Below are 22,592 nucleotides of genomic sequence, written 5' to 3' on the forward strand. Positions count from 1 at the left end.
CCGCGAGGAACGAGCGGCGGATGGAAGACGCGGCACCACCACCCACCCCGACCACCCAGGGCGACCACACGCCGTCGGGCACAGGAACCACGGCTCTACCTCGCGCAACCACGGCTCTACCTCGCGCAACCACGGCTCTACCTCGCGCAACCACGGCTCTACCTCGCGCAACCACGGCTCTACCTCGGCAGACCACGGCTCTACCTCGGGGACCACGGCCGGCCGTTCGGCGCGGGGGCGGGGTTCGCCGTAACCTGGCAGACGTCGTCGGCGACGTCCGCGACGCAGGCGGGCGGGCACCGGCGCTCTCCCACCCCGTCGCCCCGAGGAGGCCCCGTGCCCGAGCCCGTCACCGCTGCGCCTGGTCCGGCGGACCCCGACCCGCTGCCGCACGTCGTGGTGGTCGGCGCCGGGTTCGCCGGTCTCGCCGTCGTCAAGGGGCTCGCGAAAGCACCCGTGCGTGTGACGCTCGTGGACCGGCGCGTCTACAACACGTTCCAGCCGCTGCTCTACCAGGTCGCGACGGGCGGCCTGAACCCGGGCGACGTCACCTACTTCCTGCGCGGGCTGCGGCTCCAGCAGAAGAACGTGCGGGTCGTGCACGAGCACCTCGTCGGCATCGACCACGAGGGTCGGCGCATCCGCCTGCTCAACGACGAGTGGGTCGACTACGACTACCTCGTCGTCGCGAACGGCGTCACGGCCAACTTCTTCGGCACCCCGGGCGCCAAGGAGAACTCGTTCCCCATGTACTCGCGGTCCCAGGCGATGAAGATCCGCGACACCCTGTTCATCCGGCTCGAGAAGGCGGCGGCGAACCCCGGGACCGACGAGGGGCTGCGCGTCGTCGTCGTGGGCGGCGGCGCGACGGGCGTCGAGGTCGCGGGGGCGCTCGCCGAGCTGCGCACCGCGGGCCTGCGCCCCGCCTACCCGGAGATCCACGGCGACGCGTTCGAGGTGAAGATCGTCCAGCGCGGCGGCGAGGTGCTCAAGTCCTTCCACCCGAAGCTGCGCCGGTACGCGGCCGACGAGCTGCGCCGCCGCGGCGTCGGTCTGCACCTGGGGGCCGGGGTCGCCGAGGTGCTGCCGGACGCCGTCGTGCTCACCGACGGCACGCGCATCCGCTCCGACCTCACGGTCTGGTCGGCGGGCGTCCACCCGCACGAGGAGGTCGACGACTGGGGTCTGCCGCGCGGCGAGGGCGGGCGCGTCGTCGTCGGCGACGACCTGCAGGTCGAGGGCCTGCCGGGCGTGTTCGCGGCCGGTGACATCGCGGTCTCCCCGGCCGGGCTGCCGCAGCTCGCGCAGCCCGCGATCCAGGCGGGTGCGCAGGTCGCGCGCAACATCGAGGCGCTGCTCGCCGGGCGCCCGACGACGTCCCTGCGGTACTTCGACAAGGGCACCATGGCGGTCATCGGGCGGCGTGCGGCCATCGCCGAGGTCGTGGGCAGGCTGCGGCTCACGCGCGGCGTCGCGTGGCTCGCGTGGCTGTTCGTCCACATCATGGGGCTCATCGGGCCGCGCAACCGGCTGACGACGCTCGCCGGTCTGGTCACGCGCTACGGGTTCCCGTTCCACCGCCGCCCGATCCCCATCGTCGGCGACGTCCCGACCGTCCGGCCGCCCAAGCGCACCGCTCCGGGTCGCGGCTGAGGCCCGCTCCAGGGATCACCCGCCCTCGACGCCTCCCCCGGCCGCAGCCTCCACGACCGTCACGTACCCTCGAAGACGCAGGGAAGTTCGCAGGGGCAACCGGGGGCACGTGTGGTGGCAGGACGAACGACGGCACCGTCGACGACGACGGGCCGGACGCAGAAGGACATCTCGCAGCAGCGCGGAGCGCATCGCGAGGCTCGCTCGGGCCTGGCGGTGCCGCGACGCGCGCGCGCCGTCGTGCTCGCCGCCGTGGCCGTGGCGGCGCTGGCCGGGTGCCGCGCCGAGGCCCTGCCCGGCGGTCCCGGGACGCCGACGCCGTCGCCCACCGCGATCCCGACCGCGACGCCCACCACCGGCCCCACGACCGAGCCCACCGACGAGCCCACCGGCTCCCCGACCACCGGGCCGGGAGCCCCGGTCCCGCCCGGCGGGTCCGACGGTGTCGAGGTCTCGGTCGAGATCGAGCCCGCGTTCCCGATGCCGAACCTCGTGGAGACCAGGCTCAAGCAGGCACGCGCGGACCTCGAGAAGCGCGGCGCCGCGAGCGTCGTCGTGGTCGATGCGCGCGACCCGGGCGCGGGCACCCTGCCGGGTGCGTCGAACGGCTGGACGGTGTGCGCCCAGGATCCTGCGGGCGGAGACCTCCTCCGGGGGTCGGCGACCGTGACGCTCGCCGCGGCGCCCCACGCGCGGCAGTGCCCCTGACGCTTCCCGCGCCCTGACGCCGTCCCGGGTGGCGGCGTCGGCCTCGGGAGAGCACGGTGGGATCCTCACCGCGAGATCGGCCTGACCGTCTCGAGGTCGGCCTCCCGGGGGTCGATCTCGCCCGCTCGGGCCGATCTCGACGCCAGCAGACAGGAGTCCGCCGCATGAAGATCGCCCTCGTCGGTGCCCACGGCAAGGTGGGCCGGCTGCTCGTCCCGATCCTCGTCGACCACGGCGCCGACGTGACCGGGATCGTGCGCGCCGAGGAACAGCTCCCGCTCGTCCGCCGCCTGGGCGGCGAGCCGCTCCTGCTCGACGTCGAGCACTCCTCCGTCGACGAGCTCACCGCCGCGCTCGGCGGGTTCGACGCCGTCGTGTGGTCCGCCGGAGCGGGCGGCGGGAGCCCGGAGCGCACCTACGCCGTCGACCGCGACGCCGCGGGCCGCTCGATGGACGCCGCCGCGGCCGCCGGGGCGGGTCGATACGTCATGGTGTCGTGGATCGGGTCCGTGCCCGACCACGGCGTCGACCCCGACTCGAGCTTCTTCGCCTACGCGGACGCCAAGCTCGCCGCCGACGACCACCTGCGCGGCACCGACCTCGACTGGACCATCCTCGGGCCCGGCACGCTCACCGACGACGACCCGACCGGCGCGATCCGCGTCGTCGGGGACGGTGCCGACGGGCTCGACGGCGCCGACGACGTCCCGAGCGGCGCGGCCTCGCAGGTCTCGCGCGCGGACGTCGCGATGGTCGTCGCGCAGGCCGTGCGCACCCCCGCGACGGTCGGCCGCTTCGTCCGCTTCACCGCGGGCCACACGCCGATCCTCGAGGCGCTCGACCGGTAGCCGTCAGCGCCCGAGGCGCCGGTCCACGCGCGCACGCAGGTCGAGCGCCGTGCGGCGCCACGTCGCCGCGCGCGCCACGACCGACCCGACGCTCGTGTCCTCCGCCCGCACGTGCACGACCTCGACCCCGCGCTCCGCGGCCGTGCGGACGATCGTGTCCGTCGCGCCGCGCAGCGCGAGCTGGAGCAGGACGGACGTCGTGCTCGCCTGCGCCTCGCCCGTCCCGAACCGCCGCCGGTAGACGACCTGCGTCACCACCCGGTCGAACATCGGGTCCGGCCGCGCGTCCGCGTCGGCCGCGTCCGCGTCGCCGTCGGGCTGGTCCGCGTCACCTCCCTCGGCGCCGGTCACGCCGAAGAGCGCGTGCGCGTCGACGACGACGTCGTCGCCGTCCGCGTCCGGCGGCAGCACGGCGAGGTAGAGCGAGAGCAGCAGCTCGCTGATCTTGCGCAGCACCCACGCGCGGCCGGGCAGCGGGGGAAGCGCCACGACGTACTGCGCGAGGTTCACCTCCAGCGCCTCGGCCGAGAGGCACGTCCACGCGGGCGCGGTGCGGACCTCGACGACCCGGTCCCAGTCCACGTCCTTGCCGTCGAGGCCCACCCGCCGGGGCCCGATCGTCACGGCGCCGAACCGGTCGAGCAGCGCGAGCGGCGCCGTCGCGAACCGCGGCACGTACGGGACGAGCCGCACGACCCCCTGGACCGACACGTCCCACTCCCGCTCGAGGGGGTACGACGGCCGGGGATAGGCGGCGATCGCACGCCGCACCCACTCCGCGACGACCTCGTCGAACGCGCCGCCGTCCGCTGCGTCGTCCGCGGCGTCGTCGAGCGGACCGTCGACCGCGCCGTCGACCACGGCACCGTCGTCCGCGAGCGCCTCGACGAGCGCGTCCTCGAGCGCGGTGTCGAGGTCAGGTTCGGGAGCCGCCTCGGGCGCCGGGTCGACGTCGCCGCGCCGCGCACGACGGCCGGGGAGCGAGACGGGCAGCGAGAACGACGGCCGCGGGAGCGTGGGTCGCGGCACCGCGGGGAGGCTGGGCACGCGCAGGAGACGCTTCTCGCCGAGCAGCCGCGCGAGCGTGCTGCGCTCGTCGCCCGACGTCATGCCCGGCAGGTCGGGCCCGTCGCCCGGCTCGTCGTCCGTCGTCGAGAGGAACGGTTCCTTCGCCACGTGACCCCCTGTCCGTCGCGCCTCCCGACGGCGCACCGCGGGCCAGCGTAGACCTGGCGGGGCCCACCGCGCCGACCCGTCGCGGCGCACGCCGCGCGACCGCGGACGCGGACGCGGACGGGGCCGCCCTCCCGTGGAGGACGACCCCGCCCGTCGTGCGACGCGCGCTACGTCAGCCGCAGGCGATCGCGTCGTACGCGACGTCGTACGTCTGCGAGTGGTTCTCGCCGCCGCCCGCGAGACGCGCGACGACGCTCACGGTGCCGGCGTCGACCGACGCCGACCGGGTGGAGAACGACTGGTACGCGTTCGCGTCGGGAGCCACCTGGCCGAACGCCCGCTGGCCGAACGGCGTGACGAGGCGCAGCGACACGGGCTCCTCCTCCCCGTTGGTCGCACGGACGGCGACGTACGCGGTGCCGTTCAGGCAGCGCGCCTCCGCCTCGATCGCGTCGACGCGCGGGTTGCCGACGCCGTTGATCGCGAACGTGTCCTCGGACAGCGCCGCGACGGCGTGCCCGATCGCGCGCGACATGATGTCGAGCGCGGTCGCGTCGACGTTGTCGATCGTGTCCGCCGGCGAGTGGTAGTTCGGGTCGTAGAAGATGCCCTCGGTGCCGCCGAACAGCGCGACCTCCTCGGCCGTCTTCGAGCCGTCCGCCCCCGTGAACAGGCCCGATGCCGGGATCCCGTTCTCGATGAACGCCTGGTAGTCGGAGCGGCCCGAGAACTCGGTGTCGACCCACGCCTGGTCGATGCCGTCGAAGTAGTCGGTGAACACCGCCTCGGTCTCGGCCGAGCCCGGCGGCACCTCGACGGGCGCGGGGTACGTCGACTCGTTCGCGTCGTACACGCCGATGATGTAGTTCGGCGAGCCGACCATGTCGAAGTTGAGGTACGTCGCGATGTCGTCGAGCGCCGCGGGGTCGTTCTCGACGAGGTCGCTCACGTAGTGCGTCGAGCCGCGCAGCCCGACCTCCTCCGCGCCCCACCACGCGAACCGGACCGCGTTCTCGAGGTCCTGGCCGCCGTCGGTCGCCGAGGCGAGCTGGACCGCGACCTCGAGGATCGCGGCCGACCCGGAGCCGTTGTCGTTGATGCCCGGCCCGTCCTCGACGCCGTCGAGGTGCGCGCCGACCATGACGACGTTGTGGTCACGACCGCCCGGGGTCTGCGCGAGCACGTTGAACGTCTCGAACTCCTCGACGTGCGTCTGCAGGTCGTAGGTCGCGACCGGCTCGGCACCGCCCGCGATCGCCGCGAGGATCTCCTGCCCGGCCGCCTGCGTGATGCCGACGGTCGGGGCCCACTCGTCGCTCGCCGCGCCGAGGGTCGGGTTCAGTGCCCCGTCGGTGTTGTTGTAGAGGATCACGGCGGCGGCGCCGGCCTGCGCGGCGTGCAGCGCCTTGTCCGCGAACGGGCACGAGCCGCGGCTGATCAGCGCGACGGCGCCCTCCACGGCGACCCCGTCCCAGGTGTCGGCGGTGCAGCCCTGGACCAGCGCGTCGGCGGGCTGGACGATCGGGCCCGTGACGCCGTCGTCCGGGGTGTCGGGAGCGAACTCGGCGGGGTACACGTCCGACGTCACCGCGACGCCGGCCGCGGTGAGGGACAGGTCGTCGGTGACCAGGTCCTCGAACGTGAAGTACTGGCGCTCGGGCTCGTAGCCCGCGGCCCGCAGGGCGTCCTCGACGTAGACGGCGCTCGCCTCGTAGCCGGGCGTCTCCATCGCGCGGTTGCCGCCGTTGGCGTCCGCGATGTCCTGGAAGTCCTGGAGCCGCTGCATGACCGCGTCGCCGGTGACGAGGTCCTCGAGCGGGGGCGGTCCGTCGGCGGCACGCAGGCCGCCTGCGGGTGCGGCGTCGAGCGGCTGGGCGCCGACGGGTACAGCGGTCAGTGCCGCGAGCACGAGGCTCGCGGCGGCGGCAGACGGGACGATCGTTCGTGGTCTCACGCATCCTCCTCGACAGTGGCCCCCGCCGACCGACCCCGGTCGTGTCGGGGTCCGGCCGAGTCGCACACGAGACGCGACGCTGCGAAGGCTCGTGTGCTCGCGAGCGTAGGCCCACGGGGCCCGGTGCGAAACCCCTGCGCGTGCACGGGTCGCCGCGCGGTCCGCCCGGTGGTGACGAGGCGTGGGCGGCGTCGGGCAGACTGTGCCCGTGCCCGGATTCGCCGTCGTCGACCTCGAGACCACGGGGTTCTCCCCTCGCCTCGGCGACCGGGTGGCCGAGGTCGCGGTGGTCCTGGTCGACGACGCGGGCCGCGTCGAGGACGAGTGGTCCACCCTGGTCAACCCCGAGCGCGACCTCGGGCCTCAGCACGTGCACGGCATCGCGGCGGCCGACGTCGCGCTCGCCCCGACGTTCGACCGCGTGGCCCCCGCGCTCCTGCGCCTGCTCTCCGGTCGCGTCCTCGTGGCGCACAACGCGGCCTTCGACACGCGGTTCCTGCGGGCGGAGATCGGGCGCGCGGGCATCGCGGCCGCGATCGACCCCGTCGCGTGCCTGTGCACGCAGCAGCTCGCGAGCCGCTACCTCACGGGCTCGCGCGCACTGGCCGCGTGCTGCGCGGCGGTGGGGGTCGTGCACGACGACGTCCACTCGGCCCTGGGCGACGCACGCGCCACCGCGGGGCTGCTCGGGCACTACCTCGACGTGGCGGCCGACGACGAGTGCTGGGACGTGGCACGCGCCGCGGCCGACGGGGTGCGGTGGTCGCTGTCCGCCGCGAGCCCCGACGTGGAGCCGGTCCTGCGGGGCGCGAGCCGCGCCCACGGGCACTGGCTCGCCGGGCTCGACTCGGCGCCGGGCGCCCGCACGGGTGCCGCGCGCGCACGGACCGAGCGCCCGGACGCCGACACCGGGACCTACCTGCGCCTGCTCGACGCCGCGCTCCTCGACCGCTACGTCTCGCACTCGGAGCGTGCGGCGCTCCTCGCCGAGGCGCGGCGGGCCGGGCTCGACCGGGCCACGGTCGAGAGCGTGCACCGCGACTACCTGACCGCCCTCGCCCGGGCGGAGCTCGACGCCCTCGACGGCGCGACCTCCGCGGGCGACCGCGACGACGGCAGCTCCGTCCGCGACGACCCCGCCCTGCACGAGGTCGCGGGCCAGCTCGGCCTCGACGCCGACGACGTCGCCGGAGCCGTCGAGGCGGCGCTCGGAGCTCGGCTCGCCGCGGAGCTGGCCGTCGCACCGCGCCCGGCGTTCGTGCTCGCGGACGGCGACGAGGTCGTGCTCACCGGGTCGATGTCGCGCACGCGCGAGGCCTGGGAGCGCGACGTGCGCGCCGCCGGCCTCTCCCCCTGGCCCTACGTGACGCGCCGGAGCCGGCTCGTCGTCGCCGCCGACCCGGACTCGCTCTCGACGAAGGCCCGCACGGCCCGCCGGTACGGCATCCCCGTCGTCACCGAGGCGGCCTTCGCGGCGCTGCTCGCCGCCCGGGACCCGGCGAGCGGGCGCACGTCCGGCACCGGGGTGCGACGCTGGGCGTCATGAGTCCGAAGGCCCCGCGCGGCGCCGATGCTCCGGTCGGGGACGGAACCGACGTCGACGCGCTCGTCGACGGGCTCTTCGCGCTGCCGCTCGAGCAGTTCGTCGTCGCCCGCACCGCGGCGGCGAAGGAGATCAAGGCGTCGGGGGACGCCGTCGGTGCGGAGCGCGTGGCGCGGCTCGCGAAGCCGACCGTGGCGGCGTGGGTCGTCAACCAGGTCGCGCGCGAGCGGCCCGACGACGTCGCGGCGCTCGTCAGCCTGGGCGACGAGCTGCGCGACGCGACGACGGACCGCGACCGCACGCGCATCCGCACCCTCGACCGGCTGCGGCGCGAGCGCGTGGAGCGCGTCGTGGGCGAGCTGCGCGACGCGGGCGAGGTCGCCGGCCGGGCGGTGTCCGCGACGGCGCTCGACCGGCTCGCCGAGACGCTCACCGCCGCGGTCATGGACCCGGACGCGGGCGCGCTCGTCCGCGCCGGTCGGCTCTCGCAGGCCCTCCAGCACGTCGGGTTCGGGATCGTCGACGAGGGCGGCGAGCCCGCCGACGTCGTCGAGCTCCGGGCGCGGACCGGCGGCACCGCGGGCAGGCCAGGAGCCGCAGACCCGGGGACGGGCGCGACGCGCGGCGGGCGTGGCGCCCGGTCCGCGCGGGCCTCCCGCCCGGACGACGACGCGCCTCCCGAGGAGGACGCCGCGGCGGCCGCCGAGCGGGAGGTCGAGGAGACGGCGGCCGAGGTCGACCGCCTCGAGGCCGAGCGCGACGAGGCGGACGCGCGCGTGCGAGCGGCGAGCGACGTCGTCGGGCAGGTGGAGGACGAGCTCGGGCGCGTCGAGGACGAGCTGGCCCGGCTCGCCGACGAGCGCGAGGACCTGCGCGCGCGGCTCGCCGAGGCGCGCGACGCCGCGGCCGCGGCCCAGGAGTCGCTCGACGGCGCCGACGCGCGGCTCGACGAGGCGGAGGGACGCGCCGCGGCCGCCCGCAAGGCCCGGCGCACCGCACGCCGCGGTTGAGCCGCCCGGCCGTCCCGGCGTCCGCCGCGTGCGTGCCACGCCGACCGGCGCGCTGGGAGCGGTAGGGAATCCCCGTACGCCGGTGCGGGAGAACCACACGATCGGCCGCTGACCGTTGACCTGCGGCGGGTGCGGCGGCACCGTCGGCCCATGCCCACCACCGCACGCGGCAGCGACGCCGCCCGCTCAGTCCCGGCCCCGCCCTCGACCTCGCCCCGGCCCCGTCGCCGCCACCTCGCGGTGCTCGTCGGGATGGTCGTCGTGGCCGCCGCCGGGCTGGCGGGGACGTCCGCCGGCGCCGCGAGCGCGGCGGCGAGCGACGCCGTCGTGCACGTCGCCACCGCGAACGAGCTGCGGACGGCGCTGGCCGCCGCCGCGCCGGGCCAGACGATCGAGCTGGCCGACGGGACGTACGTCGGCAACTTCAAGGTCACGGGACGGGCCGGGACGGCGAGCGCCCCCGTCGTGCTGCGCGGGAGCGCCGCGGCCGTGCTGCGGACGTCGAGCGGCGGCGGGAACGTCCTGCACCTCACCGACGCCGACCACTGGACCGTGCGGGGCATCACCGTCCAGCACGCGCAGAAGGGCATCATGGTCGACTCGTCCGACCACGTGACGATCGACGCCGTCACGGTGCACGACCTCGACATGGAGGGCATCCACTTCCGGTCGTCGAGCTCGTACGGGGTCGTGCGCGGCTCGACGATCCACGACACCGGCCAGAACCTGCGCGGCATGGGCGAGGGGGTCTACGTCGGCTCGGCGAACGACTACTCCGACCGGTCGGACCACGTGCAGATCCTCGACAACACCATCGGTCCGCTCGTGCGCGGGGAGAACGTCGACGTCAAGGAGGGGACCACGGGTGGCCGGATCGCCGGCAACACGTTCGTCGGCGACGGGCTCACGGGTGCGAACTACGACGACTCGTGGGTCGACGTGAAGGGGAACGACTACGTCGTCGAGCACAACGTGGGGTCGGCCACGACGAAGTCCGGCTTCCAGACGCACCAGCAGTCTCCCGGGTGGGGCTGCGGGACGGTGTTCCGCGGCAACCACGCCGACCTCACCGGCGCGGCGGGCAGCGGCCGGTACGCGATCGAGGTGACGGTGCACGACCCCGTGACCTGCCCGGTCACGGTGACGGACGACAACACGGTCGTCGGCGGCGACGGGCTCGTGAACCCCGGCGTCCCCGTGGTGACCGCGGGCGGCACCCCGACGCCCGACCCGGACCCCGATCCGGAGCCGGACCCCGAGCCGACGGACACCCCGACGCCGGAGCCCGAGCACCCCGCGGAGTGCGACGACGCGGCGCTCGCCGCGTGGTCCGCGACGACGGTCTACGTCGGCGGCGACCGGGTGCTGCACGGCGGGAGCCTGTGGCAGGCGCGCTGGTGGACGCGGGGCGACGCGCCGTCGTCCGCCGCGTGGGGGCCGTGGCAGCACGTCGCGCTCTGCTGACGACCGCGGGTCGGGCGGAGGGGGTCGGGCACCACGCCGTTCGTCGTGCGCGAACGCGGGACTGAGCCGGGCACGCTCAAGGTTGGACAGTTCAGGACGCCACGGGCCGACCGTGGCACGAAGACCTGGAGGACCACCATGATCAGCACCTACACCGTGGCACCGTTCCGCCCGCTGCCCACCGAGCGCGTCGTGCGCCAGCTCTGGACGCGGCCCGCGGGTGCGCCCGTCGCGCGGACGGGGTACGCGCCCGCCGCGGACGTCTACCGCGAGGACGACGACCTCGTCGCCCGCTTCGACCTGCCGGGCGTCGACCCGGAGCGCGACGTGACCGTCGAGCTCGAAGGTCGCCGTCTCGTCGTCCGCGGCGAGCGTCGCGACCAGCGCGTCGTCGAGGCCCCCGCGGCCGAGGCCGCGGACGAGGCTGCCGAGGGCGAACAGCCCGAGGCGGGCACCGACGAGGCGGCCGAGGCTGCCCCGGCCGGGCGGCGCGTCCGCGAGGTGCGGTTCGGCGAGTTCCGCCGCACCGTCACCCTGCCGAAGACCGCGGAGGCCGACGCCGTCCGCGCGTCCTACGACGCGGGCGTGCTCACCGTGACCGTGGCCGGCGTGTTCGCCGGACGCGCCCCGCAGCGCATCGAGGTCACGCGCGCGGCGTGACGCGCACCGCCGGCGCGAAGCACGACGTCGCGCCGGCGCCCTGACCCCGGTCGCGCCCGCCCCTGCGCGACCGGACCACGGACGGGGCCGGCGCCCGACGGTGCCGGCCCCGTCCGTCTGCCCATGGGGACATCTCCCCACGGATGGGCCGAATCAGGGGCGTATCGGTCGGCTAGCCTTCCCGCCATGCCGAGCATCACGCCTCCGGGCCAGCCCGTGCCCCCGCCCGCCCCCGGCCCCCGTGCGCTCCGGAGCGCCGCCACCGCGGTGGCCCTCGCGCTCGCGCTCGCCGCGTGCTCCGGCGACACGGGTGGGGACGGGCCGACGCCGGTCGCCGTCGGGGCGGAGGAGTACCAGCCGGTCCTCGAGGCGCGGCTCCCCGTCCCCGGGTCCGCCGAGGACGAGGTCTCGCTCGGGCTGGTGTCGCTCGTCGCCGAGGGTTCCACGGTCGAGCTGCGCGTCCTCATGACGCCGCGCTTCGCCGACCCCGACGCGGAGAAGCCCGAGGAGCACTCGGCGTACGACATGCTCGGGCACGACCACAACCCGACGATCGTCGACGTGGACGCGCTCACCGAGTACGACCTCATCTCGACCGGCGGGACCGACCTCGCGACCGACGTGGTCGCGGCGAAGACCGTGAACGGGCGCCCGCTCCTGTACCAGGCCTGGTTCCCGCGCCCCGCGGGGGACCCGGTCGCCGTCGACGTGCGGCTCCACGAGTCGTGGCCTCCGTTCGAGGACGTCCCGGTGACGTACGAGGTCGAGGAGTGAGCCGCGTGCGCCACGCCGCCGTCGCGTCGCTCGCCGCGGTCGTCGTGACGACGACCCTGCTCGCGGCCGCCGCGACCCCGGCGTCCGCGGAGGACGATCCCGGCACCGACCCGACGCCCGACGTCCCCGGGATCGACGCGCTCACCCTCGACGACCTCGGCGGGCCTCCCAGCCGCGAGTCGCTCGACAAGGCCGTCCGGCACTTCGACCCCGGCGTCGCCACGACCTTCGAGACCGCGGGCGCCGTCACGTCCTTCGAGTACGTCGAGGTCGAGGAGGACGAGGTCGTCGTCACGCTCGAGACGGACGTGCTGTTCGACGTCGGCTCCGCCGAGCTGTCCGACGCGGCGGTGCAGCGCGTCCAGGAGGTCGCCGCCGACCTGCCCGACGGCGTGACCGCGAGCGTCGCGGGCCACACCGACTCCGTCGGCGAGGAGGCGGACAACCTCGACCTGTCGCAGCGCCGGGCGCAGGCGGTCGCCGCGGCCGCCGCAGCGGTGCGCCCCGACGTCGCGTTCGACGCGGTGGGCCACGGGGAGTCGCAGCTCAAGGTCGAGGAGGGCGGCGACGACGTGGCCGACGACCGCGCCCAGAACCGGCGGGTCGAGCTGCGCTACTCGGGCACCACACCCGGCGAGGGCGGGATCGAGATCGAGGAGCACGAGCTCACCCCCGTCGACGCCGACCACGTCCCCGCCGACGGGCCCCGGATCGACCTCGTCGAGGACGGTGAGACGGTCGTGGAGAAGACCGTCGTCGTGCCGAACGACGAGGGCCGCGAGGAGCGCGTGCGCGTGGCGGTCGAGCCGATCGTCGTGCGCGGCCCGGTGATGCGGCTCCGCGTCCAGCTCACGCCGCTCGACCCGGTCGACGGGGAGACGGACCGGATCTCCGTGTACGACCTCACGGGCCGGGGCGAGCTGCACCCCTCCGCCGTCGACCCGTACGCGCTCGTCTCCTACGAGCCCGTGCGCGGCAGCGGCGCGCGCGAGCTGGAGAGCGACCCGATCTTCGTGCGGACCGCGGTCGGGCAGACCGCGCGGTACGAGGTGTACCTGCCGCGGCCGCTCGACGACTCGCTGACGTCGCTCTACGTGAACGTCGCGCCGACGTGGCCGACGTTCGAGGACGTCCCGCTCATCCGGGACTGAGGTCCTTTCACCCGTCAGGGCTCTCCCGTAACGGGTTCGGGGTGGTTACCGTTCACACCACGCCCGCAGGGGCCCGGCCCGATCCGTCGACGTCGACGTGGCGGCCGCGAGACGAGGACGACGCATGGCCCTGAGATTCAACCCTCCGCCCGGCTGGCCGACAGCACCTGAGGAGTGGCGTCCCGACACCGGCTGGACCCCGGACCCGACATGGCCCTCCGCTCCGGAGGGCTGGACGTTCTGGGTCGACGAGACCGTCGCGCTGCCGGTCTCTGCACCGACGACCGGGCCGCGGCGGGGACGCCGAGCGGCGCTCCTCACCGCCGCCGGTGTGGCGCTGTTCGTCGTCGGGCTGCTGATCGGGCAGGGGAACGCCGGCCGGACGCTGGACGAGGCGAGGACGCTCGTCGCGCAGGCCACCGACGAGCGCGACGCGGTCGACGACGAGCGCATGCAGCTCGAGACGGAGCGCACCGCGCTGGAGGACCAGCTCGCCGCGGCCGAGGCGACGCAGACCGCGCTGGACGAAAGGGCGACCGCGTTGCAGACGTCGGAGGCGGACGTCACCACTCGCGAAGGAGCCGTCGCCACGCTCGAGGCCGACCTCGCCGCACGCCTGTCGGACGTGGAGGGCCGTGAGACCGCCGTCGCGCAGGCAGAGGCATCCAACGCAGCCGCGAGCCGGTCGCAGAACCAGTCGAGCCCTCCCGCGGGGATCGCCGACACCGGGACGAGCACGTCCACCTACTACCAGAACTGCGACGCCGTCCGCGCCGCGGGCGCGGCCCCGCTGCACCGCGGAGATCCCGGGTACGCACCCAAGCTCGACCGCGACGGCGACGGGATCGCCTGCGAGTAGACCCTCAGCCCTCGTCCGAGCCGGCACGGCCCAGGAAGGACCGCAGGGCCTCGGTGACCAGCGCGTGGTCGTCGCCCTGGGCGAGCCCCGACACGGTCACGACGCCGACGATCCCGACGCCCTCGACGCGCACCGGGAAGGCTCCGCCGTGGGCGGCGAACTCCTGCAGCGGGAGCTGGTGCTGGTCGGCGAACGTCGTCCCCTTGGCACGGGCGCGCAGGCCCACGAGGTACGACGACGCCCCGAACCGCTCGACGACCCGCACCTTGCGCTCGACCCAGGAGTCGTTGTCCGGGGTCGTGCCCTCGCGCGCGGCGTGGAACACCTGCTGCGGGCCCTTGCGGACGTCGATCGTCACGGGCAGGTCGCGCTCGTCGGCGAGCTCGACGAGGAGGCAGCCGAGCCGCCAGGCGTCGTCGTGCGTGAAGGCGCGGAGCACGAGGTCACGCTCGTCCGCCTCGACGGAGGCGATGAGGGCGGCGAGGTCGTCGGGCGTCGTCGTCATGCCGCTCATCGTGGCACGATCACGCCGTGACGACGACGCCCCCTGCCCGCGAACCCCTCGACCCGCTCGGCTTCTCCCTCCTCGACCGCGCGTCGGGCGTGCTGCTCGCCCAGGCGGCGGGCGACGCGCTCGGGGTGCCGTACGAGTTCGCGCAGCCGCCCGGCCCGGGGCAGCCGGAGGCGGCAGCGGTCATGCGTGGCGGCGGCCTCGGCCCGTACGCGCCGGGCGAATGGAGCGACGACACGCAGATGTCCGTGTGCGTCGCGCGGGTCACGGCCGCCCACGACGTGCTCTCCCCCGTCCCGGACGCGTTCGGCGCGACGCCGCTCGACGCTGTCGCGGCCGCGTTCGAGGCGTGGCGCACCGGGGGCGCGACCGACGTCGGGGCGCAGACCGCCGCCGTGCTGCGCGACGCCGCCGCCCGCCGGGGACCGGCGGCGACACGCCTGCGCGAGGCGTCCGCCGCGCTGCACGCGGCGACCGGTCGCACGGCCGGGAACGGCGCGCTCATGCGCACGGGCGTCGTCGGGCTGGTGGCCCTCGACGACCGGGACGCGACCGCCCGCGCGGCCCGGGCCGTCGCGGAGATCACGCACACCGACCCGCTCGCCGCCGAGTCGTGCGTGCTCTGGTCGGAGGCGGTGCGCGTCGCGGTGACCGAGCAGCGGCTCGACGTGCGCGCGGGCCTCGACCTCCTCGACCCGAGCGCGGCGGCGCGCTGGTCCGCGTGGATCGCCGACGCCGAGCTCGCGCGGCCCACGGCCGACCTGCGGCAGAACGGCTTCACCGTCACCGCGCTCCAGGCGGCGTGGCACGCCATCGCGACGACCTCGGCGCCGCAGGGTTCGACGTTCGCCCACCGCGACCACCTCGCGGCGGCGCTCCAGGCCGCCGTCTCGATCGGTGGCGACACCGACACGGTCGCCGCCATCGCCGGCGCCCTGCTCGGTGCGTGCTACGGAGCCCGGGCCGTGCCGTACGAGTGGGCGCGGGCCGTCCACGGCTGGCCCGGGATCGCGCGGCGCCAGCTCACCGCGCTCGCCCGGCACACCGCGCAGGGCGGCCTCGTCCGCGCGGGCGCGCTCGCGCCGGCCGACGCCGAGCCGGTGCGCACGCAGTTCTGCCCGCTGTGCGGGACGCTCGTCGGCTGGAACCCCCGCTACCCGCGGCACGTGTGCGCGTGGTGCCAGGCCGACGTCACCGACGAGGCGGGTCGAGCGGTGTCGCTGACCAACGTGGACTTCGGCGGCGGCTACCAGGCGCACTACCTCGACCGCTCCCCCGCGTCCGACGCGGTGCGGAGCGGGCGCGTCTGGATCGGCGGCGTCGAGCACCAGGCGCGCGACGCCCGCTTCGGCGGGATCGTCGTCGAGCCCCTGGACGAGCCGTCGTCCTGACGCGCCGAACCCGGGGTCGTTCCCCAGCGCGAGCGTGCGCTGGGGAACGACCCCGGGTTCGGCGGCGGGCTCAGCCGCAGGAGACCGCCGGGTAGGTGACGTCCTGCGCGGAGGAGCCGACGCCGTCGGAGAGAGCGCCCGACACCGTGACGGAGCCGGCCTCGGCCGCGACGGACCGCGTCGAGAACGACTGGTACGCGGCCTTGCCCGGCGCGATCGCCGCGAACGTCCGCGTGCCGAACGGCGTCGCGAGCGTGACGTCGGCAGGAACGTCCCCCGTGTTCGTCGCGCGGACCGCGACGTACGCCGTGCCGGCGAGGCAGCGCGCGCTGGTCTCGACGTCGAGCACCGGGCCGGTGGCGGCCGGGTGCTCGACCGTGACCTCGTCGATCACGCGCTCGGTGTCGGTGACGTAGGTGGTGACGGTGAACGACGTCGGCGTGACGTCGACCTCGGCGTACGTGGGCACCTGCGACTGGTCCCAGACCGCCGTCCACGGCTTCTGGCCGTCGTACGCGTAGTATTTCGACCCCGTCGAGGAGTTGCCCGTCACGTACAGCACCTGGCCGTCGGCCGGCGTCAGGACGTCGCCCGGCGCCGGAGCCGTCGCGGGCACGACCGGCGTCGTGCCCTCCATGAGGTACGACCGCGTGTAGATGTGGTCGTGCCCGGCCAGGACGACGTCGACGCCGAGCTCGGAGAACACCGGCGACAGCGCCTCGCGCAGCCGGACCACGTCGGCGTCGCGGGTGTGGAACGCCTGGCTGTACAGCGAGTGGTGGAACGTGACGACGACCCACTCGGCGTCGTCGCCCTGCTCCGCGACGACCTGGCGCAGGTACGCCTCCCGCTCGGCGATGCCCGCGGGCGAGGACTCGTTGGAGTCGAGGGACACGAAGAGCACGCCGCCGTACGTGTACCAGTAGTCGCGCTGACCCTCGGTCGCGTTGGGCCGGGCGTAGTGCTGGTCGTACAGTGCGCTGCCCGCGTCGTGGTTGCCGACGTCCGGGGCGAAGCGCAGCGTGCGCATCGAGCGCGGGGCGAACAGCCCGGTGTACTGCTGGGTGTTGCCCGACGAGTCCACCTGGTCGCCGGCCGAGACGACGAACGCCGCGTCGGGGTGGCGCTCGTCGATCGTGCCCGCGTTCTGGAGCCAGCTCGCGGAGTCGCGCGCGGTGCTGCCGCTCGCGCCGATCTGGATGTCGCCGAGGAAGAGGAACGAGTACTCGTCGCCGAACGTGCCGGTGTCGAAGACGGCCGGCTCGGACCAGCCCGTCGTCGCGGAGCCGACCCGGTACACGTACTCCGAGTCCGGCTCGAGACCCGTCATCGTCGCGTGGTGGTAGGTCGCGCCGTCGGCGGACGGACCGCTCGCGGACGCCGACGAGCGCGCGTCGTCGGGCAGGTCGCCGCCCACCGCGTCCTCGGCGCGGGCCCACCGGACCTCGCCGTCGCCCGGCAGGTTCGCGAACCACGCGACGGTCGCCTGCGACTCGTCCGCCCCGACGCCCAGCGTCACGTCGCGCACCTCGCCGTGCGTCGGGACGAGCGAGCGGACGTCGAGGTAGATGTCCGAGCTGGTCGGCGCGTCCTGGTAGAGCGCGACCGAGATCGTGTTCTCGCCGGGCTCGAACGCGTCCGACGGGACGACGAACGTGCCCGTCACCGGGTCCGTGCGGCCGTTGCCGTGGTACTGCAGGTTCTCCGTGATCTCGCGGCCGTCGTCGCCCAGGCGCACGACCTCCTCGCCGTTCACGTAGACGATGACGGCGTCGTCGTAGACGATCTCGCCCTCGAACGCCGGGACGCCGTCGAGGTCCGCCGCGGTGAGCTCCACGTCGGTGCGGAAGAAGAACGTGGGGACGTCCGTCGTCGTTCCGGGGATGTACTGGGTCAGCAGGGTCGTGATCGGGAACGCGTCCCCGATGCCCGTCGCGGCGCCGCGCTTGGCGCCGAACGCGCCGGTCGCGGCCTTCCACGCCGAGTCGTCGAACGCGGTCGTGGTCCACACGCGCTGGTCCACGGCGGTCCCCGCCGGGTTCGTGTTGTCGTCGAGGTAGCGCCAGGTCGTGCCGGCCGTCGAGAGCAGGGACTCGTCGGCGGCGACCGTCGAGGTGGCGGTCGCGGCGACGAGCACCGTCCCCACCAGGGAGACGGCGAGCGCCGACGCCGCCGCGCGCGTCAGCGCGCCGGGCAGCCGGGAGGCGTGCGGGTTCATGGGTTCCTTCGCAGGTCAGGGGTCCGCGCGGCGACGACCGTCGGACCACCGTGGCGGCGCCGGACCCGTGGTGGGAAGCGCTGTCACCGTACGGAGCCGGGGTGGCGCGCACCCGTCGTCCCGGTGAACGCCCGAGGACCGACCGGCGAACACGGCGGGCGAGCGACCCCTCAGGAGATGACGAGGCTCGCGATCAGGCCGTCGCGCAGGAGGATCGTGAACGTCGCGGGCCCGTTGTACCCGTCTCCCGAGACCGTGAGGTCGAGCAGGACCTCGTCGGGAGTCGCGCCGTCGCGCAGCCCGGTCACGTCGAAGTGCGACCGCCTGCCGATGTTGTCGGTGCGGTCCCAGCCCGCGAGCTCGTCGTGCCCGCGGAACTGGCGTCCCCAGTCGTCGAGGAAGCCGTCGTCCGTGAACGCGGTGAGGAACCGCGCGGGGTCGCCCGCGTTGGTCGCGTCGACGAGCGTGCGCAGAGCGGGCGGGAGGTCGGGCGTCGTGTCGCTCATGCCCTCCACTGTGCCCCCGTCACCGCCCGACGACGACCCGGACGTGGTCCGCCGCCGCGTCGGCGAGGTCCGAGCGGAGGCCGTCGAACAGCGCGACGCTCGCCGCGCCGGGCCAGCCCGCGGGCAGCGCCGAGAGCGGCAGCCCCGGGTCGGCGTAAGGGATCGGCCTCCAGTCGTCGACCGCCCGCACCCACCGGGCGAACGCGGCACGGGGCGAGGTGTCCTCGCCGCCCGCCGGGACGTCGTCGTGCCGCGAGCCGCCGTGCCGGGTGAGGAAGTGGCGGTGCAGCGCGGCGACCCGGTCGAGGTCCCACCACCGCGCGGCGGAGTCGGCGAACGACCCGGCGACGCGGGGCGGCCCGGCCGCGAAGACCGTCGCGGCCTCGCGCACGCCCAGCCCGGCGAGGATCTCCTCGACCTCGTCCACGAGGTGACCCGGCGCGATCCACAGGCCGTCCGCGACGGTGCCGGCACCGATCCACGCGAGGTGTCGCCGGAGCTGGTGGCGCACGGCGCGCTGCTCCTCCGGCAGCGAGTACGACACGAGGCACCACGCGTCGTCGTCGCCCTGCTGCCGGTAGGCGAAGATCCGCCGGTCGCCGCGCTCGAGCATCCGCCCCGCCTCGGGGGCGAGCCGGTACGCGGCGCGTCCGCCGACCGTCTCGGGGACCAGCAGCCCCTTGGCCTTGACGCGCGAGATCGCTCCGCGCGCCCCGACGGACGGGACGTCGAGCGCCCCCAGCAGCTCGACGAGGTCGGCCACCGCGACCACGCCGCCGAGGTCGCGCAGGTACAGCCCGACGACCGTGCGCAGCAGCGACGTCGTGCTCCCCGGGCGGGAGTCGAGGTCGTCGAGGATCACGCGGCCCCGTCCGCGACGACTTCCCGCAGCGCGTCGCGCACGGCCTCGACGCCGACGCGCACCTCGTCGAAGCTCGTCGAGAGCGGCGACAGGCCGAGACGCAGGCCGTCCGGACGACGGAAGTCGGGGATCACGCCGCGCTCCCACAGCAGCGGGAGCGTCGCCTCGAACGCGTCGTGGTCGACGGTGACGTGGCTCCCGCGGCGGGCCGGGTCGCGCGGCGACGCGTAGCGCGCGCCGAGCGGGAGCAGCAGGTCGTCGACGAGGGCCGTCGCGTGCTCCGTGAGCGCGACCGACTTCGCCCGCACCGCCGCGATCCCCGCCGCGTCCAGGAGGTCGAGCATGTCCTGCATCGCGAGCATCCCGACGATCGCGGGCGTCCCCGAGAGGAACCGCCGGACGCCGTCGTGCGGGGCGTACGCCGGGCCCATCTCGAACGGCGCGGCGCTGCCCATCCACCCCTGGATCGGCTGGGTCAGGGCGCCCTGGAGGTCGGTGCGGACGTAGCCGAACGCGGGCGCGCCCGGGCCGCCGTTCAGGTACTTGTACGTGCAGCCGGCCGCGAGGTCGACACCCCAGGCGTCGAGCTCGACCGGCAGCGCCCCGACCGAGTGGCACAGGTCCCACAGGACGAGCGCCCCGGCGTCGTGCGCGAGCGTGGTGATGGCCGCGGCGTCGCTCACGTACCCCGAGCGGTACGCGACGTGGCTGAGCAGCACGAGCGCGGTCCGGTCGGAGAGCACCGCGGCGACCTGCTCGGGCGTGACCCCGGCGTCGTGCTCGGGCGTGATCCACCGCAGCGTCGCGCCGTGCTCGCGCGCGACGCCCTCCAGCACGTAGCGGTCGGTCGGGAAGTTCCCGGCGTCGAGCACGATCTCGTCGCGCCCCGCGACCTGCGGCGCCGAGAGCGCGGCCCGGACGAGCTTGTAGAGGATCACCGTCGTGGAGTCGCCGACGAACGTCTGCCCGGGCGCCGCACCGAGCGTGACCGCGCCGATCCGGTCGCCGAGCGTGAGCGGCAGGTCGTACCACTCCTCGTCCCAGCCGCGGATGAGCCGCGCACCCCACCGCTCGGTCGCGAACCGTGCCAGCCGCTCGGCGGACGCGTGCGTCGGCCGGCCGAGCGAGTTCCCGTCCAGGTAGGCGGTGACCTCGTCGGAGTCGACGAACGCGTCGCGGAACGGCGCGAGCGGGTCGGCGGCGTCGAGCGCGGCGGAGCGCGCGGCGTGGTCCTCGGTCATGGTCGTCCTTCCGGTGGGGCGGTCTCACGGTCCGCGCAGACGGCCGGGTCTCGTCCGTTGCCGCGCTCGACGACGGCGCACGCGAGCCACGCGGCGACGGCGTCAGGGTCGTCGAGGTCGGGCGGGTCGCCGGGTACCCAGGTCGCGGGCGCTGCGTTCGCGCTCGACTGCTGCGTCCCGGGACGCAGCGCTCGGCCGGGAACGCAGCGCTCGGCCGCGGCGTCGTGCGTGAGGGCCGCGACCAGCGCGTGCGCGTCGAGACCTGCCGCCGCGAGCGCCCGCAGCTCGCGCGCGTTGACGCCGGGCGGCAGCGGCCCGTTGCCCAGGTCGGTGCCGTAGACGACCGTCCCGCCGAGCGCGACGAAGCGCCGCACGTTGTCGATGGCGACGTCCTGCGGGGCGGTCGCCCTCCCCCACCCGTGCACGTCGAGCGTGCTCACCCACGACATCCCCGAGCTGCCGAACACGACGTTGGTGTCGTTATCGAGCTCATACCGACGCCAACCACGTGTTCGATCGCGAGCAGAGTCGTGCTCGGGGGCGAGCCTGTCGTCGGCCGACCGGTGGGGGCCAGGGTGGCCGTCGCGAGGGCGGACCATCGCAGCGAGGAGGTCGTCGGGCAGGCGCTCCGTGAACGGGGCGTGCGCGAAGCGGTCGACGCCCGCCTCGAACGCGCGCGCCGCCATGCCCCGGCCCTCCACGTGCGCGACGACGTCCCAGCCCCGCGCGTGGGCGTGGCCGACGAGCGCGGCGAGCGTGACGTCGTCGGGCACCGGACCGGCCTCGGAGTGCAGGGCGACCTTGACGAACGACGCGCCCGCGGCGACCTGACGGTCGACGGCGGCGACGGCCTCGTCGGGGCTCGCGACCCCCTCGACGGCACCGCGCGGCGCCCACGTCCGGTCCGACGGGTAGCCGCCCGGCGCGGTGAGGAACGCACCCGCGTAGGCGACCTCGGGGAAGCCGGGCGTGCCGGGCCAGGTGCGCGCGACGTCGGGCACCCACCCCAGATCGTGCACGACGGCGATCCCGCCGCGCCGCACCGCGACGGGGTCGACCAGGCCGAGGTGCACGTGCGCGTCGACGAACGGCGGGAGCCAGGTGCCGCCGTCGCCCGCCCGGCCGAGGCGCTCGCCGCTCACGACCGTCCGATCTCCGTGCGCACCGCGAACAGCTCGGGGAAGAACGTGAGGTCGAGCGCCTTCTGGAGGAACCCGACGCCGCTCGACCCGCCGGTCCCGCGCTTGGTCCCGATGATGCGCAGCACCGTCTTCATGTGCCGGAACCGCCAGAGCTGGAAGTTGTCCTCCAGGTCGACGAGCTCCTCGCACGTCTCGTACGCCGACCAGTGCGCCTCGGGGTCGTCGTAGATGCGACGGAAGACCTCGACGAGGTCGTCGTCGAGCGTGTGCGCGACGGTGACGTCGCGGTCGAGCACCCGCGGCGGGACGTCGTGGCCGTGCCGGGCGAGGTGGCGCAGGAACTCGTCGTAGACGCTCGGCTCGGCCAGCAGCCGGGCGAGCTCGGCGCGGGCGGCGGGCTCGGCGTCGAACACCGCGAGCATGCGCGCGTTCTTGTTGCCGAGGAGGAACTCGACCGCGCGGTACTGCCAGGACTGGAAGCCCGACGCGTGGCCGAGGAACCCGCGGAACTGCGCGTACTCGCTCGGGGTGAGCGTCGCGAGCACGGACCACTGCTCGGTGAGCGTGCGCTGCACGTGCTTGACGCGCGCGATGCGCTTGAGCGCGGCGCCGAGCTCGTCGGCGGCCAGGAGGTCGCGCGCGGAGAGCAGCTCGTGCAGCACGAGCTTGAGCCAGAGCTCCGTCGTCTGGTGCTGGACGATGAACAGCATCTCGTCGTGGTGCTCGGGGTCGCTGACCGGCTCCTGCGCCGCGAGCAGCGTGTCGAGGTGCAGGTACGACCCGTACGTCATCTGCTCGCGCAGGTCCGTGACGATGTCGGACTCGAGCGCGCGCTCGTTCGGCGCGGGCAGCGGTGCGTCGACCATCCGTCGAGCGTATGTCGCGAGCGTGACGCGCGCCAGGGTTTCGCCATAGACCTCC

General features: G+C 75.2%; 20 protein-coding genes. 11 read left to right on the forward strand and 9 right to left on the reverse strand.

Annotation, left to right across the window (positions count from 1 at the left end; genetic code table 11):
* Positions 1–336: 336 nt before the first annotated feature.
* From JOE63_RS20225 to JOE63_RS20235, 3 genes are all read left to right on the forward strand, one after another.
* Entirely contained in the window at positions 337–1,653 is a 1,317-nt protein-coding gene (locus JOE63_RS20225; protein WP_244286287.1) for an NAD(P)/FAD-dependent oxidoreductase, read from the forward strand.
* Positions 1,654–1,767: 114 nt separating this feature from the next.
* Positions 1,768–2,361 (forward strand): PASTA domain-containing protein, encoded by a 594-nt coding sequence (locus JOE63_RS21535; RefSeq protein WP_204543241.1) that lies wholly within the window; start codon positions 1,768–1,770, stop codon positions 2,359–2,361.
* Between the two features lie 164 nt (positions 2,362–2,525).
* The gene (locus JOE63_RS20235) at positions 2,526–3,209 is read left to right on the forward strand and encodes an SDR family oxidoreductase (protein ID WP_204543242.1); all 684 of its coding nucleotides are present in this window, start codon (positions 2,526–2,528) and stop codon (positions 3,207–3,209) included.
* 3 nt (positions 3,210–3,212) lie between these two features.
* Here JOE63_RS20235 and JOE63_RS20240 read toward each other — a convergent pair whose 3' ends face one another.
* Positions 3,213–4,385: a hypothetical protein gene (locus JOE63_RS20240; RefSeq protein WP_204543243.1), complete on the reverse strand. Its 1,173-nt coding sequence runs from the start codon at positions 4,383–4,385 to the stop codon at positions 3,213–3,215.
* A 172-nt stretch (positions 4,386–4,557) separates the two neighbouring features.
* Positions 4,558–6,339 carry a M20/M25/M40 family metallo-hydrolase gene (locus JOE63_RS20245; protein ID WP_204543244.1) on the reverse strand — a complete coding sequence of 594 codons (1,782 nt, stop codon included), beginning with the start codon at positions 6,337–6,339 and terminating at the stop codon, positions 4,558–4,560.
* 208 nt (positions 6,340–6,547) lie between these two features.
* Here JOE63_RS20245 and JOE63_RS20250 point away from each other — a divergent pair, with 208 nt between their 5' ends.
* From JOE63_RS20250 to JOE63_RS21245, 7 genes are all read left to right on the forward strand, one after another.
* On the forward strand, positions 6,548–7,885 hold the full coding sequence (locus JOE63_RS20250) for an exonuclease domain-containing protein (RefSeq protein ID WP_204543245.1): 1,338 nt from the start codon (positions 6,548–6,550) through the stop codon (positions 7,883–7,885).
* A complete protein-coding gene (locus tag JOE63_RS20255; protein ID WP_204543246.1) occupies positions 7,882–8,892 on the forward strand; it encodes a hypothetical protein in 1,011 nt (336 codons plus the stop codon). The genes JOE63_RS20250 and JOE63_RS20255 overlap by 4 nt, the downstream gene beginning before the upstream one ends.
* A gap of 150 nt (positions 8,893–9,042) precedes the next feature.
* Positions 9,043–10,356 (forward strand): right-handed parallel beta-helix repeat-containing protein, encoded by a 1,314-nt coding sequence (locus JOE63_RS20260; protein ID WP_204543248.1) that lies wholly within the window; start codon positions 9,043–9,045, stop codon positions 10,354–10,356.
* A gap of 138 nt (positions 10,357–10,494) precedes the next feature.
* Positions 10,495–11,016 (forward strand): Hsp20/alpha crystallin family protein, encoded by a 522-nt coding sequence (locus JOE63_RS20265; protein ID WP_087470127.1) that lies wholly within the window; start codon positions 10,495–10,497, stop codon positions 11,014–11,016.
* 186 nt (positions 11,017–11,202) lie between these two features.
* Positions 11,203–11,790, forward strand: coding sequence for a hypothetical protein (locus JOE63_RS20270; RefSeq protein WP_167551014.1), 588 nt, complete (start codon positions 11,203–11,205; stop codon positions 11,788–11,790).
* 5 nt (positions 11,791–11,795) lie between these two features.
* Complete coding sequence (locus JOE63_RS20275) at positions 11,796–12,941, forward strand: OmpA family protein (RefSeq protein WP_204543249.1); 1,146 nt, start codon at positions 11,796–11,798, stop codon at positions 12,939–12,941.
* 124 nt (positions 12,942–13,065) lie between these two features.
* Positions 13,066–13,800 carry an excalibur calcium-binding domain-containing protein gene (locus tag JOE63_RS21245; protein WP_239576785.1) on the forward strand — a complete coding sequence of 245 codons (735 nt, stop codon included), beginning with the start codon at positions 13,066–13,068 and terminating at the stop codon, positions 13,798–13,800.
* A gap of 4 nt (positions 13,801–13,804) precedes the next feature.
* Here the strand turns inward: JOE63_RS21245 and JOE63_RS20285 are convergent, their stop codons facing one another.
* Positions 13,805–14,305, reverse strand: a complete 501-nt coding sequence (locus JOE63_RS20285) for a heme-degrading domain-containing protein (protein WP_204543250.1) — start codon at positions 14,303–14,305, stop codon at positions 13,805–13,807.
* Positions 14,306–14,331: 26 nt separating this feature from the next.
* On the opposite strand from JOE63_RS20285, the gene JOE63_RS20290 reads away from it, so the two are divergent.
* The gene (locus JOE63_RS20290) at positions 14,332–15,702 is read left to right on the forward strand and encodes an ADP-ribosylglycohydrolase family protein (protein ID WP_204543251.1); all 1,371 of its coding nucleotides are present in this window, start codon (positions 14,332–14,334) and stop codon (positions 15,700–15,702) included.
* Positions 15,703–15,772: 70 nt separating this feature from the next.
* Here the strand turns inward: JOE63_RS20290 and JOE63_RS20295 are convergent, their stop codons facing one another.
* The 6 genes from JOE63_RS20295 to JOE63_RS20320 form a co-directional block, all read right to left on the reverse strand.
* On the reverse strand, positions 15,773–17,920 hold the full coding sequence (locus JOE63_RS20295) for a purple acid phosphatase family protein (protein ID WP_204543252.1): 2,148 nt from the start codon (positions 17,918–17,920) through the stop codon (positions 15,773–15,775).
* A 170-nt stretch (positions 17,921–18,090) separates the two neighbouring features.
* On the reverse strand, positions 18,091–18,426 hold the full coding sequence (locus tag JOE63_RS20300) for a nuclear transport factor 2 family protein (RefSeq protein WP_204543253.1): 336 nt from the start codon (positions 18,424–18,426) through the stop codon (positions 18,091–18,093).
* Between the two features lie 19 nt (positions 18,427–18,445).
* Positions 18,446–19,288: a PaaX family transcriptional regulator gene (locus JOE63_RS20305; RefSeq protein ID WP_204543254.1), complete on the reverse strand. Its 843-nt coding sequence runs from the start codon at positions 19,286–19,288 to the stop codon at positions 18,446–18,448.
* Complete coding sequence (locus JOE63_RS20310) at positions 19,285–20,529, reverse strand: kynureninase (RefSeq protein ID WP_087470133.1); 1,245 nt, start codon at positions 20,527–20,529, stop codon at positions 19,285–19,287. The genes JOE63_RS20305 and JOE63_RS20310 overlap by 4 nt, the downstream gene beginning before the upstream one ends.
* Entirely contained in the window at positions 20,526–21,671 is a 1,146-nt protein-coding gene (locus tag JOE63_RS20315; protein ID WP_204543256.1) for a hypothetical protein, read from the reverse strand. Before JOE63_RS20315 ends, JOE63_RS20310 begins: the two co-directional genes overlap by 4 nt.
* Positions 21,668–22,537 carry a tryptophan 2,3-dioxygenase gene (locus JOE63_RS20320; protein ID WP_204543257.1) on the reverse strand — a complete coding sequence of 290 codons (870 nt, stop codon included), beginning with the start codon at positions 22,535–22,537 and terminating at the stop codon, positions 21,668–21,670. Before JOE63_RS20320 ends, JOE63_RS20315 begins: the two co-directional genes overlap by 4 nt.
* Between the last annotated feature and the right edge of the window lie 55 nt (positions 22,538–22,592).

It is taken from the genome of Cellulosimicrobium cellulans, assembly GCF_016907755.1.
GTDB lineage: Bacteria > Actinomycetota > Actinomycetes > Actinomycetales > Cellulomonadaceae > Cellulosimicrobium > Cellulosimicrobium cellulans_D.